Source organism: Nitrosomonas limosa (assembly GCF_054188085.1).
This window is the reverse complement of the sequence record NZ_CM135180.1, coordinates 1,041,139-1,055,754: the sequence shown is the minus strand read 5'-3', so window position 1 is coordinate 1,055,754 and position 14,616 is coordinate 1,041,139. Positions and strand designations below refer to the sequence as shown.

Here is a 14,616-nt window from a genome sequence, read left to right as displayed (position 1 = left end):
AGTGGAGAAGTAATTATGGCACAAAAAGGCACAGCGACTCTGAATCTGAATAATGGCAGCGCACCGATCGAGCTGCCGGTGCTATCCGGAACCATGGGCCCGGATGTCATCGATATCCGTAAACTGCACGCGCAAAGCGGCTTGTTTACTTATGATCCCGGTTTTCTGTCGACAGCCAGTAATAGTTCTACGATTACTTTTATTGATGGTGATAAAGGAATATTGCTCTATCGCGGTTATCCGATCGAGCAGCTGGCATTGCATTGCGATTTTGTGGATGTCTGCTATTTATTGCTGCATGGAGAATTGCCGGCCCCGGATCAGAAAAAAACCTTTGATGCGGCGATCAAAAGCCATTCGATGCTGCACGAACAATTGGTGCGGTTTTACAGCGGCTTCCGCCGCGATGCGCATCCGATGGCAGTGATGGTCGGCGTGGTTGGCGCATTGTCGGCGTTTTATCATGATTCGTTGAATATCTCCGATCCGGCGCATCGTGAGCAATCCGCGTTTCGCTTGATTGCAAAATTGCCGACGATTACCGCGATGGCTTATAAATACAACATCGGACAACCTTATGTTTACCCGCAAAACAGCCTGAGTTACGCGGAAAATTTCCTGCATATGATGTTTTCCGTACCGACGGAAAAATATGAAGCCAATCCGGTGATTGTGCGCGCCTTAGACCGTATTCTGATTTTGCATGCCGATCACGAACAAAACGCTTCGACATCGACTGTCCGCTTGGCCGGCTCCAGCGGCGCCAATCCATTTGCCTGTGTTTCCGCGGGTATTTCTTGTTTGTGGGGGCCTGCGCATGGCGGAGCTAACGAGGCATGTTTACGGATGCTGGAGGAAATCGGCGATGTGTCGCGCATCGATGAATTTATCCGGCGTGCTAAAAACAAAGAAGACAATTACCGGTTAATGGGTTTTGGGCATCGTGTCTATAAAAACATGGATCCGCGCGCAAAACTGATGCGCGAAACCTGTCATGAGGTTTTGAATGAATTGGGTTTGCAAAATGACCGCTTGTTTAAGCTGGCGTTGCAGCTCGAAAAGATTGCCTTGGAAGACGATTATTTCATTTCGCGCAAGCTCTATCCGAATGTCGATTTTTACTCCGGTATCGTGCAGCGCGCGCTGGGGATTCCGACCAGTATGTTTACCGCCATTTTCGCGATGGCCCGGACAGTCGGCTGGGTCGCGCAATGGAGTGAGATGGTATCCGATCCGGAACATAAAATCGGACGTCCCCGTCAGCTCTATACAGGTACAACGATGCGCGACGTACCCGATTCGTATATCAAGAAATAAACGTTTATCCATTTGAGGGCTACCCATCCCATGAATAAACCGTTGTTGGACGATCCCCTGCTGGCTGCTGCGAATGCCGCGTTTATCGAGGCAGTGTATGATGAATATCTGCATAATCCCAATTCGGTCAGTTCGGCATGGCGGGAATATTTTGATCGTTTAGCGAAGCAGCCGGATATCGTTGAGGTCAAACCTTCGCAAATTCCTGCAACCAGCGTGCCGGGTGGCAGTGCTGCGAAACCTCTCGGCATTGAGACGCAAGCCGCGTTACCCGAAGTGGTAATGGCGGATACCGATGACCGTAAGCAAGTTGCTGTGCTGCAACTGATAAACATGCACCGGTATCTCGGTCTTAATCAAGCAAAACTCGATCCGCTCGGACTCAAACAGCAAACAGACATTCCCGAACTGAATCCTGCCCACTTCGGATTTACCGAAGTGGATATGGACAAAGTATTCAATACCGGTTCGCTGGTTGGTCCCGAACGCGCTTCTTTGCGCGAGATCCTGCAAATTTTGCGGGAAACCTATTGCGGTTCGATCGGCGCTGAATATATGTATATTTCTTCGGTCGAACAAAAACGCTGGATTCAGGCGCGCTTGGAAGGTCAACGTTCCAACCCGGATTTTTCCCCCGACTATAAGCGGCATATTCTGGAGCGATTGGTTGCGGCGGAGGGATTGGAAAAGTATCTGCATACCCGTTACGTCGGACAGAAACGATTTTCCGGGGAAGGTAACGAAAGTCTGATTCCGCTGCTCGACAGTATTATTCATCGAGCCGGAAAAACCGGTGTGCAGCAGATTGTTATGGGTATGGCGCATCGCGCCCGGCTTAACGTATTGGTTAATACGTTGGGGAAAATGCCCGGTGATTTGTTCCGGGAATTTGAAGAAAAACAGCCGCAACACCTACCTTCCGGCGATGTGAAATATCATCAAGGATTTTCGTCGGCGATCAAAACCGCCGATGGTATCGTGCGTTTGGCATTGGCGTTTAATCCTTCGCATTTGGAGATTGTCAATCCGGTCGTTGAAGGCTCGGTGCGCGCGCGCCAGCATTTGCTCAACGATAAATTAGGCGACCGGGTGTTGCCGCTGTTAATTCACGGGGACGCCGCTTTTGCCGGTCAAGGCGTGGTAATGGAAACGCTGAATTTATCGCAAACGCGTGGCTATGGTACCGGTGGCACGGTGCATATCATTATCAATAACCAAATCGGGTTTACTACCTCGGATCCGCGCGATAGCCGTTCGACATTGTATTGCACCGATGTTGCCAAGATGATTGAAGCGCCGATTTTTCATGTCAATAGCGATGATCCGGAAGCGGTGGTGATGGCGGCGGAATTGGCGTTTGATTTCCGCATGCGGTTTCACAAAGATGTGGTGGTTGATTTGGTGTGTTTCCGCAAGCTGGGGCACAATGAACAAGATGAACCGATGGTGACGCAGCCGAAAATGTATCAAGTGATCAGCCGGCATCCTGGCACCCGTCAGTTGTACGCCGACCGGCTGGTCGCGGAGAAAGTGATTCAGCCGCAGGACGCGGATTTGCTCATGCAGTCATACCGGGAAGCGATGGATGAAGGCGTCAATCCGAATAAAGCCGTCTGTTACGACTACAGGTCGCCGTATGCGATTAACTGGGAGCCGTTTATCCGGCCGTTCAAGTGGAACAAAAAAGTTAAAACCGGTGTTTCATTGCAGATGCTCAAGCAACTTTCTCTACGGCTTACGGATATTCCCGAGGGGTTCAAGTTGCACCCCCGTGTGGAAAAGATAATGGCCGACCGGCGGTTAATGGGTAAAGGCGAATTACCGCTGGATTGGGGGATGGCCGAGAATCTGGCCTACGCCGCCTTGCTGAAGGAGGGTTATCCGGTCAGATTATCGGGCCAGGATTCGGGGCGCGGGACTTTTTTTCATCGCCATGCGGAATTGCACGATCAAGTAGCCGCGGATCAGAACGAGCGGATTTATGTGCCGTTGCGCCATCTTTATCCGGAACAACCTGATTTCGTCGTGATCAATTCGATGTTGTCGGAAGAAGCGGTATTGGGTTTTGAATACGGCTATGCCACCACACAGCCGAATGAGCTGGTGATCTGGGAAGCTCAGTTCGGTGATTTTGCCAACGGCGCTCAAGTGGTTATCGATCAGTTCATTGCTTCCGGAGAGGCCAAGTGGGGGCGGTTGTGCGGCTTGGTCATGATGTTGCCGCATGGTTACGAAGGACAAGGACCGGAGCATTCTTCGGCGCGGCTGGAACGCTATTTGCAGTTGTGCGCCGATTACAATATTCAAGTGTGCGTCCCATCGACACCAGCGCAGATGTTCCATTTGCTGCGCAGGCAAATGATTCGCCCGATCCGTAAGCCGTTGATCATCATGAGTCCGAAAAGCCTGTTGCGGCATAAGGAGTCGGTATCGAGTTTGGATGAATTGGCGCATGGTTATTTTTACCCGGTCATTTCTGAGACCGACAATCTGGATCCACGCACTATTAAACGGCTCATTGTTTGCAGCGGAAAAATTTATTATGAATTGCTGGCTTACCGAAAAGAGCAGCGCATCGGCGATATGGCGATCATTCGTCTGGAGCAATTGTATCCATTTCCGCATGAGGAATTTCAGGCGGAAATCGATCGTTTCGTGAATGCCAAAGAAGTGGTGTGGTGCCAGGAAGAACCGGGCAATCAAGGCGCGTGGCACCGCATTCAGCATTATTTATTGCGTCACATGAAACCGAATCAAGCGTTGGCTTATGCATTGCGAGCGTCGTCGGCTTCCCCGGCGGTCGGTTACACGGCTAGACACAAATTTACGCAAAACGAGTTGATCGTTGCGGCATTCCGAGAAAAAATTTAGTAAGAGGGCGCCATGCTAATTGAAGTCAAAGTTCCCGTATTATCTGAATCCGTTGCTGAAGCCACGCTGATCGCTTGGCATAAGAAAGCAGGGGATACCGTGAACCGGTCAGAAAATCTGATCGACATCGAGACCGATAAGGTGGTGCTGGAATTGCCTGCGCCCAGCGCCGGCGTGTTGAGTAAAATCCTGAAGCAGGATGGTGCGACAGTAGTTAGCGGCGAAGTCATTGCAATGATTGATACCGAAGCCGTCGTGCCCAGCGAAAAGCAAGCGGCGGTGGCTGAAAAAGAAACAGTCATTGCTACCGGTAAGAGCGCTGAAAAAGCCAGTGTGGAAGCAACCGATGCGGCTATTCCCATGCTGATGCCGGCAGCGCGGAAGCTGGCGGAAGAAAACGATCTGAAAGCGACGGAAACAAGCGCAATCAAGGGTACCGGTCTCGGCGGCCGGATTACCAAGGAAGATGTGCAAGCCTACGTAGATGGCAAATCCCGTCCGATTGCACGGGCGGATAGCAAGCCTGTTTCTTCCGGAGCGGTTGCTGCCGGAGCGCGCACGGAACGCCGGGTAGCGATGTCACGGCTACGCCAGCGCATCGCGGAACGGCTGGTGCAGTCGCAATCTACAGCTGCCATCCTGACGACGTTTAACGAAGTCAATATGCAAGCGATCATGGATTTGCGCACGCGTTACAAAACCGAATTCGAGAAAGAGCATGGCGTGAAACTTGGGTTCATGTCGTTCTTCGTCAAAGCCGCGGTTGCGGCGCTGAAAAAATATCCGATCGTCAATGCATCGGTGGAAGGTAATGAAATTGTCTATCACGATTATTACGATATCGGTATTGCGGTCGGCAGTCCGCGCGGGCTGGTAGTGCCTATCATTCGCGACGCTGACAAGCTGTCGATGGCTGAGATTGAACTGCAGATTGCCGATTTCGCCAAGCGCGCCCAAGACGGTAAACTCGGTATCGACGAACTCAGCGGCGGTACATTCTCGATCACCAACGGCGGCGTGTTCGGCTCGATGCTGTCGACCCCGATCATCAATCCGCCGCAAAGCGCCATTCTTGGTATCCATGCCACCAAGGAGCGTCCGGTCGTAGAAAATGGCCAGATTGTGATTCGCCCGATGAATTACCTGGCGTTATCGTATGATCATCGAATTATCGACGGACGCGAAGCGGTATTGTCGCTGGTGGCGATGAAAGAAGCGCTGGAATATCCGATGAGTCCGTTGCTGGAGAAGTGAAAATAAACAAGGATTGATTCCTTGTTTCAGATGGTTATTTTTCAAGGTTAAAGTAATCAGAATTTCATTCTTCTCAACTATTGTTGTATTGACTGCGTTTCAGTGAAATCAACTGCGTGAATCCGGATGCTGGATTTGTCAAGATACGCCGGTGAGCTCGGCGATTCCTGCCGCGATAAGCGATGAGAGCGCATTTTGAATCCATGTTCCAAGGATCTTCATGAAGTTATTCCACACATTCAGACTCTTCTATTGTTTCTTCTTTTTGTTATCCGCCTGCCAAGGCGACAATAATCCGATAATTGCGCGCCAACAAGCACCGGTGCCAGTCGCGTTGCCGCCCGCGATAGAAAGACCGGTTTCGTATCATGAAGAGATTCGTCCGATTCTCGAAGCCAAATGTCTATCCTGTCACAGTTGTTACGATGCACCGTGCCAGCTTAAGCTGGAGAACACGGAGGGATTGTTGCGCGGGGCTTTTCGCGAATCCATTTATGTTGGTGCGCGGGCTGAGGCTCTGGCGCCGACCCGGCTCGGGATCGATGAGTTGACTGTTTCGGGATGGCGGGAACGCGGTTTTCATTCTGTTCTGCAACCTCACGACACACGATCCGAACCGCTGATTGCAGCAATGATATCTCTGGCGAAGCAGTATCCATTCCCGCCGAACAGCAAGCTTCCGGATTCGATTGACCTGAGCATTACCCGGAAAAACCAGTGTGTCACCGGTGAGAAATTTCCCGGTTATGCGCGGGACTATCCCCTCAGCGGCATGCCGTTTGCTGTTACCGGACTGAGTGATCAGGAATATGCGCTGCTGGCCGGGTGGGTCAGGCAGGGCGCAGTGATTACCGATGAACCGGTGATATTGACCGATGGCGAGAGAGAGTCGCTGCGGCAATGGGAATCGCTACTCAATCGTGATGATAATCGTGGCAAACTGGTGGCGCGCTGGTTGTATGAGCACTGGTTTATGGCGACGCTGTATTTTCCGGATCTGAATGGAGAGTTACGTTTTTTTGAGTTAATCCGGTCTACAACGGCACCTGGCAAGGATATCATCCCGATCCCCACCGTATTTCCCAATGACGATCCCGAACAACCGTTTTTCTACCGTATCCGTCCGATTAACGGCAGCATTCTGCACAAACGCCGGATTCCTTATCCGCTTAACGCATCCAAGCAGCAGCGGATCAACGAGCTATTTTTCTCTGATGAGTGGCCGCTGGACAATTTGCCAGGATACAGTTATGCGGAGCGGGTCAATCCATTCGCAACCTTTGCCGCGATCCCGGCGTATGCGCGTTACCGGTTTATGCTGGACGACGCCGAATACTATATCCGGAATGTCATTCATGGACCGGTGTGCCGCGGTCAGATTGCAACCGACGTGATACGCGATCGTTTCTGGGTTTTATTCCAGAATCCGGAGTCCGATCTGTTCACTACGAATGACGCGTATCAACGCCAGGCTATTCCATTACTGGAAATGCCCGGACAAAACGATGATTTGCTGGCGATGGGCGAGGAATGGCTTTGGTATCTCGGTCATCATAATGACTATCTGGCGCAGCGCCGCAGTCAGTATTTTTTGCAATATCCGCAAGGCGCTTCGCTGGATCATCTATGGGATGGTGATCAGCGGAATCAAGATGCCTTGTTGACCATTACCCGTCACTACGATAGCGCTTCGGTTGCCCGCGGATTGATCGGAGATGTTCCGCAGACATTGTGGCTCATGGATTATCCTCTGCTTGAGCGCACCTATTACATACTGGTGGTGAATTACAACGTATTCGGCAATGTCGCCCATCAACTTCTGACCAGATTGTATTTCGATCTGATTCGCAATAGCTCGGAACATAACTTTTTGCGCTTGATACCCGATGGTCAACGCACAAACATACTGCACGATTGGTATCAACAAGCAGGCAAACTTAAATTCGGGATCTTTTACGAAAATATTGACGATGTGTCGCCCTCAGCAGAACGCTTCGCAACCGCGGATCCGAAGCAGGAACTCGCTTTTCGGATTCTTGACCGGTTTGAGGCGGTGAATGCAATGGCCGATGACCCGATCAATCGTTGCCGGGAGACGGACTGTGTGCGCCCGGATCAGCCACTCTGGATCCAAAAATCGGATCGTGCCTTGTCTACTATTGCCGCCCGCACGGCGAGTGATCTGGTTGGCATCAACCAGTTACCGGAAGTGACTTTCGTGAGAGTCAAACACGGTGAGGATAAACGCACGGTCTATACCTTATTGCGGGACCGTGCGCATACCAATGTGGCTTTTATATTGGGTGAAGAATTCAGGTATCAGCCCGAAAAAGACCGCCTAACGGTATACCCCGGCATTGCCGGCAGCTATCCGAATTTCATTTTTGATGTACCGAGTACGGATATCGAGGAGTTTGCGCTGCTGCTCGGTGCGGCAAAAAATGAAACCCGTTTTGAGCATATTGTGAACACCTGGGGGGTGCGGCGCACGCACCCGCATTTCTGGGAAATTCTGCATGACATCACTGCTTGGCAAACAGAACGAGAACCTCTGATAGCCGGTATTTTTGATGTCAACCGTTATGAAAACTATTAACTGTAAGAATTTCAGGATTATGTTTCATTGGGTAATTTTTTTACTTTACCATTTAATGAATTGACGAGAGCTATGATTATTTCCGGGCAATGAAGGTGAATGCTCCAGTGGTATTCCTTACACGAATTGCTTCAGAGGCTTTATTCGAGAAAAAAGAGCCTAATTTCCACCAGCTTTTGTGCAGGATTTGTAAAGGCATTACTAATGATTTTGAAAGTATAGGAGGTAACTTGGGAAATAATGCCATATTCGCTTGCGCCATCAATACCGTCCATTTATCGCTGGGGCAAATTTTTTCAATTTTGAACCCACCTTGTTGCAAGGAATTATAAGTTCCCAAGTGTGTGTGATGATAATAACTATCGCCATGAAATGGCTCAAGAAAAGCTACTGTTCCTATAAAGATGCCGTCAGGTTTTAATACTCTATAGGCTTCTTTCATTGAAACAAAAGGAAATCTGATATGTTCAAGAACAGCTATCGAAAGTATGAAATCAAAACTATCATCTTTAAAAGGCAGAGCATGCGCATCACCAAGTATGGAAGCTTCGTTTGAATCGTAATCCAAGCCTACATACTCAAATCCAGCATATTCACAGACTTCTTTATGTAAGCCGGTTCCGCAACCAAGATCAAGCATTAAACTGGTTTTATCTTTTGCTTTTGGAAAATAACTTAGAGTTTCTCTTGTAAGGTGAAATGGAGCATCTTGTTTAGAAAAATCTACTTCTGGATTATTTTTCTCTGGTAGTGTGGAAAAATCAAACCCTGATTCAGGTATCAACTGCGTTCCTAACGAAAAATCATATCGATATTTTTTTTCTTGCTGCAGCCTCAAATCAATAGCACCCGATTTGTTAAATTCATACTTTGTTTGACAACTGCTACAGGTTACATTCTGATGTGATTCTTGAAGAGATGTTCCACACTGTGGGCAAGCGATGATTTTCCAAACATTATTTGAGATTTTATTGCTCACGAATTTCTCCCTATAGAAGTTTCTTAACAAAAATAGATATTGGGAATACTGTAATTCTGAAGAAGATCACTTTAACGAAACAACCTGAAAGAAATTAAGCTTTGTGATGTTATCGAGGTCAGGCGACTTGTAGATGCGATTGTGATAATACACCTTATCGGGTGTTTGATTGTTGATTCCTGAGAAAGCGTTCTTGATTATCAGCTGAACCAGCGAACTAAGGAAACACCGGTTAATTTACTGGTCATTCGATATCAGTTTTTCGGTGTTACTTCATGGTCTAGAAAAATAATCGAGCAAGCTCAACGCCGGGATCTGCGGCTCGCATAAAAGCTTCGCCAACAAGGAACGCATTTACTTGATGAGCACGCATCAGTGCAACATCGGCAGGTGTATGAATGCCACTTTCAGTGACGACAATTTTACCGGATGGAATTTTGCTTAATAATCCCAACGTGGTGTCTAGAGTCGTTTCAAATGTCCTTAAATTCCGGTTGTTAATTCCAATCAGCGGAGTTGATAGCTGAAGCGCCATTTCAAGTTCGGCGGCATCATGAACCTCAACCAGAACCGCCATACCCAGTGACTGGGCTAATTGCTCAAGTTTTAACATACGAGCGATCGGAGCAGTTTTTGAATTAGCCGAGGCGTGGCCGTTTTCAGTCTCGAGCAAGAAAGCGCTGACAATCAGTAAAATACAATCAGCATTCATCGCGCGCGCTTCCGCGATTTGATATTCTTTAAGAATAAAATCTTTACGCAACACCGGTAATGAACAAGCTGCGCGCGCTGCTTGCAGATATTCGGGGGCTCCCATGAAAAATTGCTTATCCGTCAATACCGAAAGGCACGCCGCGCCATGCTTGGCATAAGTTCTAGCAATCTCATCGGGTATGAATTCGAGTGCTTGCGCACCACCGGATGCTGATCCGCGTAAAACGCCTTTGCTGGGACTGGCTTGTTTAATCTCTGCGATTACCGCTGATTGCCCCGCTTTAATTTTGTTTTGGATCGCACCAATAAAATCTCGTGGCGGCGGTGTGGATTGAACTTCCTTGAGTAACGCCGTATAGGGTTTTAGCGCCTCGGCAGCAGCAATTTCTTGCTTTTTAACGATCAATATTTTTTTTAAAATATCGGACATGGTATCTTAAACGGGATTCCGGTTGGTAAATTCAACGAGATCGTGAAGTTTCTTCAGCGCAGCTCCACTTTCGATTGCCCGTAGCGCCGCTGTTATGCCTAATTCAAGCGAGTCGGTAATTCCGGCTGTGTAAATTGCCGCGCCAGCGTTCATTAAAACGATATCCCGTGCAGGTCCGGCAGTGTTTTCCAATACCGAAAGTAGCATTCTTTTGGCCTGTTCATTGTCCGTGACGCGAATCGCGTCAATTACAGCAGTTTTGAGATTAAAGTCTTCGGGTCGGACTGAGAACACAGTAATCCGATTATTTTTCATCTCCCCGATTCTGGTTTCGCCAGTAATCGTGATTTCATCCAGTCCATCCTTACCATGGGCAATCAACACGTGTTCGCTTCCCAAACGCTGCAGAACTTGCGCCAAAGGCTCGACCAGCTCATCGGAAAACACGCCTAGTACTTGCCTTTTCGCATTAGCCGGATTGGTTAGCGGCCCAAGGATATTGAATAATGTTTTGATGCCCAATTCGCGGCGTACCGGTGCGGCATGTTTCATCGCGGCATGATAATTGGGTGCAAACATAAATCCCACGCCGATTTCACGGATGCTTTCCGCAACTTGCAATGGCGTTTGATTAAGATTAACACCCAATGCTTCTAAAACATCTGCGCTGCCGGATTTGCTGGAGACCGACCGGCCGCCATGTTTCGCGACACGAGCACCGGCGGCGGCGGCGACAAATGCCGAGGCTGTTGAGATATTGAAAGTATGCGCGGAATCACCGCCGGTGCCGCACGTATCAACCAGATATGCGCTGTTCTGAACATCGACTTTGGCCGCAAATTCCCGCATCACTTGGGCTGCAGCCGTAATTTCACCAACAGTTTCTTTTTTTACGCGCAGGCCGGTGATAATGGCCGCGATTAAAACAGGAGAAACCTCACCTTGCATGATTTGACGCATTAAGGAAGTCATGTCATCGTGCATGATTTCCTGGTGCTCAATCAGTCGCTGAAGCGCTTCTTGTGGATTCATTGGATTGCCTTATGAAATTACAGTATTGACAGCACTAGGCACGTTTAAGAAAATTTTCGAGCATTTGATGTCCATGCTCGCTCAGGATTGATTCCGGATGAAACTGGATGCCTTCGATCGCGAGGGTTTTATGGCGAACGCCCATAATTTCATCATCTTCGGTCCAAGCAGTAACTTCAAGGCAATCGGGTAATGTCGATCGTTCGATCACGAGCGAGTGGTAGCGAGTGGCAATAAACGGGTTTGGCAAGTTGCGGAAAATTCCAACATTTTTGTGAAAAATCGGCGATGTCTTGCCATGCATTAATTGTTTCGCATGAACAATGTGCCCGCCGAATGCTTGTCCGATGCTTTGATGTCCCAGACATACCCCTAAGACAGGAATATCTTCACTGAATTTTTTGATCACGGATAATGAAATACCAGCTTCATTCGGTGTACAAGGCCCGGGGGAGATTACTATCCGGTCGGGCTTTAATTTCAAGATGGTATCCAGTGTAATTTCGTCGTTTCTATAGACCACGACGTCTTCACCCAGCTCCGAAAGATACTGCACCAGGTTGTAGGTAAAAGAATCGTAGTTATCGATCATTAACAGCATTTTGAGCCGGCGTACAATATAAATAATTTATGGATTATACCAAATGACGAAATAAGATTATCTCGCTGATTTTACCAGCATGAAAGCCAGTAATGATGATTGGAAGGTCTTTACAAGCGTGTTTATTTGGCGGAGAAAGCGGGATTCGAACCCGCGGTACGGTTTGAGCCGTACACACGCTTTCCAGGCGTGCACCTTCAACCACTCGGTCATTTCTCCAGGCTGTCATGCAATTGGGGGCCAAGAATAAACCAGATATCATTTTCGGGCAAATTTGTTTTCGCAGCGGGCGGCGCTCGTTATTGTTCTTCGAGAAATTTCCAGGATGAGAAAGTCGCGCCTTGGCCGATGGTGGTGCCGTCTGGCTTATGAATCGTCCAAATGGTTGCTTGTTCGACCAGAAAACGTTTGCCGCTGCTGGAAATCCGGATGCCGCGATAATCCGGGATATAGCCTTGGGTTTTTGCTTGTTCCAGCATGCGGGCGCGTTCTTCGCGGTTAGGCGGTTCGGCGGTGAGGCGTGACGGTGTTTGCGTGAATTGCTGCCAATTCATTTCCCATAGCTCCAGCGCTGTCTGATTACCGTAATTCAGCACCGGGTCCGCTTCGGTGCCATGCGATGCGACGACAAACGGGCAGTGAAACAGCCGTTGTGCTTGCTCCAGCGGTGTGCCGCTGCGGTCGATGAGTTCATGCCGGAGCCAATGAGAGTAGCTGTCAAGCAGGTATTGGCACCATTGCACGACCGGGGGATCATTCCAATCATTTTTCATGGCCGCTTAAACTATGACTGGTTTCGGGAGAATGTGGTGAATGGCGCGATGATAGCCGTGCGATACATGATTTTCTAATTGCTTTTTCTGAGAATGGTGTTGTGAGCGGCCGGTAAAGTCCTAGGGTAGTCTTTGCTAAAGTGCAAACCGCGGCTTTCATGACGCAGCATCGCGCAACGCACGATCAGATCGGCACTGTCGACCAGATTGCGTAACTCGAGCAAATCGCTGGTAACACGGAAATTCGTATAATATTCATTGATTTCTTCGCGTAGTAACTCGATTCTGCGTTGCGCGCGCTGCAGCCGTTTCGTGGTGCGCACGATGCCGACATAATTCCACATGAAGCGGCGCAATTCATCCCAGTTGTGCGCAATGACAATTTCCTCGTCGGCATCGGTGACTCGGCTTTCATCCCAGTCGGGGAGCGGCGGCAATCCATTCGCGGATTGACTGATTATGTCTTCACTTGCAGCTTGCGCCAGAACCACGCATTCGAGCAATGAATTGCTGGCCAGGCGATTTGCGCCATGCAAGCCGGTATGCGCGGTTTCGCCGATGGCGTAAAGATTGCTCAAATCGGTCCGGCCTTGCCGGTCGGTTACAACGCCGCCGCAGGTGTAGTGCGCAGCGGGAACAACCGGTATCGGCTCTTGGGTGATGTCGATACCCAACTCCAGACAACGGGCATAAATCGTCGGAAAATGTTTTTTCAGAAAATCCGCCGGTTTATGCGAAATGTCCAGATACACGCAATCCAAACCGCGTTTCTTCATTTCAAAGTCGATCGCGCGTGCGACGATGTCTCGCGGCGCGAGCTCTGCGCGCTCATCATGGCGGGGCATAAAACGATCGCCATTGGGCAGTTTCAATAATCCGCCTTCTCCACGGACAGCTTCACTGATTAAAAAAGACTTGGCATGCGGATGGTACAGGCAAGTCGGATGGAATTGAATGAATTCCATATTGGCGATTCTGCAACCGGCCCGCCAACCCATTGCAATGCCGTCACCGGTGGCGGTATCCGGGTTAGTGGTGTAGAGATAAACTTTATTCGCGCCCCCGGTCGCCAATACCGTGTTTTGGGCAGTAAAGGTGCGCACTTTATCTTTGTTCTTGTCGAGCACATAAGCGCCGAAACAGCGTTTCTGTTCAGCGTTCTTATAATCCGGCAGTTTATCGCTGGTAATCAGGTCGATCGCGATATGATGTTCCAGAATGCAGATATTCGGATGTATCCGGATTCGTTCGATCAACGCTTGCTGCACGGCCTTACCGGTGGCATCGCCGCTATGGATAATTCGCCGGGTGCTGTGACCGCCTTCCTGGGTGAGGTGGTATCCAGTCCCGTTGCTTGGATCGGCAGTAAAAACAACCCCCTCACCGATCAACCAATGGATTGCAGCCGCTGCATGTTCGGCAACAAACCGGGTGATGGCTTCATCGCATAAACCGGCTCCGGCAATCAAAGTGTCGTGCACATGCTGTGCGGGGGAATCCTCGTGGGATAGCGCGGCTGCAATGCCGCCTTGCGCCCACGAACTAGCGCCGGAATCGGCTGTTTGCTTGGTGACGATGCAGACTTTTTGCTGTTTCGCCAGGTGCAAGGCCAGGGAAAAACCAGCCAGTCCGCTGCCGATAATGAGCGTATCGAAATAGTTGTTAGACATTCAACCGATTAATTTTAAGTAATTAAGTCACTTTTGACCGTGCCGAGGGATTAAAATCCCAGATTGCTAAAACTCCGGGCAGGCGGCTGTGACCGGTGAGTCAAAAAAAGCTGTTCAGAAATAGTAAGCTCCGTGATGATTGCAGCTAGAATTCAGCAAATCTGATTGCTGTGCCGCCAGCGAAGCATCGTAACGCAATCGTAACACGTAAACCCGCAGGCATGGGGAATAAGACCGGTTCAGAGTGGATGAAAGCTGGTATAAAACCGAGATGGAGTTGCGCTATTTAATAGCCTTATATGCCTTGATTCACAATGCATTACGGCTGCAATCGTTCGTGTGAAATCCGATCGCGACAAAGCTGGGAGTGTGAGATACA

The 14,616-nt window shown here is 49.3% G+C and carries 10 protein-coding genes and 1 tRNA gene; 4 read left to right on the top strand and 7 right to left on the bottom strand.

Annotated elements, in window-relative coordinates; translation table 11 throughout:
* Positions 1-15 precede the first annotated feature (15 nt).
* From gltA to ACV7NC_RS04690, 4 genes are all read left to right on the top strand, one after another.
* Positions 16-1,317, top strand: a complete 1,302-nt coding sequence (gene gltA / locus ACV7NC_RS04705) for a citrate synthase (protein ID WP_458154319.1) — start codon at positions 16-18, stop codon at positions 1,315-1,317.
* 30 nt (positions 1,318-1,347) lie between these two features.
* Complete coding sequence (locus ACV7NC_RS04700; RefSeq protein WP_458154318.1) at positions 1,348-4,188, top strand: 2-oxoglutarate dehydrogenase E1 component; 2,841 nt, start codon at positions 1,348-1,350, stop codon at positions 4,186-4,188.
* Positions 4,189-4,200: 12 nt separating this feature from the next.
* Positions 4,201-5,442, top strand: a complete 1,242-nt coding sequence (odhB, locus tag ACV7NC_RS04695; protein WP_458154317.1) for a 2-oxoglutarate dehydrogenase complex dihydrolipoyllysine-residue succinyltransferase — start codon at positions 4,201-4,203, stop codon at positions 5,440-5,442.
* A 220-nt stretch (positions 5,443-5,662) separates the two neighbouring features.
* Positions 5,663-8,038, top strand: coding sequence for a fatty acid cis/trans isomerase (locus tag ACV7NC_RS04690; protein ID WP_458154316.1), 2,376 nt, complete (start codon positions 5,663-5,665; stop codon positions 8,036-8,038).
* A 76-nt stretch (positions 8,039-8,114) separates the two neighbouring features.
* Here ACV7NC_RS04690 and ACV7NC_RS04685 read toward each other — a convergent pair whose 3' ends face one another.
* The 7 genes from ACV7NC_RS04685 to nadB form a co-directional block, all read right to left on the bottom strand.
* Positions 8,115-9,017: a methyltransferase domain-containing protein gene (locus ACV7NC_RS04685; protein ID WP_458154314.1), complete on the bottom strand. Its 903-nt coding sequence runs from the start codon at positions 9,015-9,017 to the stop codon at positions 8,115-8,117.
* A gap of 280 nt (positions 9,018-9,297) precedes the next feature.
* Positions 9,298-10,161 (bottom strand): indole-3-glycerol phosphate synthase TrpC, encoded by an 864-nt coding sequence (gene trpC / locus ACV7NC_RS04680; protein ID WP_458154313.1) that lies wholly within the window; start codon positions 10,159-10,161, stop codon positions 9,298-9,300.
* Between the two features lie 6 nt (positions 10,162-10,167).
* Positions 10,168-11,193, bottom strand: a complete 1,026-nt coding sequence (trpD, locus tag ACV7NC_RS04675) for an anthranilate phosphoribosyltransferase (protein ID WP_458154311.1) — start codon at positions 11,191-11,193, stop codon at positions 10,168-10,170.
* Between the two features lie 34 nt (positions 11,194-11,227).
* On the bottom strand, positions 11,228-11,794 hold the full coding sequence (locus ACV7NC_RS04670; protein ID WP_458154310.1) for an aminodeoxychorismate/anthranilate synthase component II: 567 nt from the start codon (positions 11,792-11,794) through the stop codon (positions 11,228-11,230).
* Between the two features lie 127 nt (positions 11,795-11,921).
* Positions 11,922-12,013 (bottom strand) — tRNA-Ser (locus ACV7NC_RS04665).
* A gap of 80 nt (positions 12,014-12,093) precedes the next feature.
* A complete protein-coding gene (locus ACV7NC_RS04660) occupies positions 12,094-12,567 on the bottom strand; it encodes an MEKHLA domain-containing protein (RefSeq protein WP_458154309.1) in 474 nt (157 codons plus the stop codon).
* Between the two features lie 74 nt (positions 12,568-12,641).
* Positions 12,642-14,237, bottom strand: a complete 1,596-nt coding sequence (gene nadB / locus ACV7NC_RS04655; RefSeq protein ID WP_458154308.1) for an L-aspartate oxidase — start codon at positions 14,235-14,237, stop codon at positions 12,642-12,644.
* Positions 14,238-14,616: the final 379 nt, after the last annotated feature.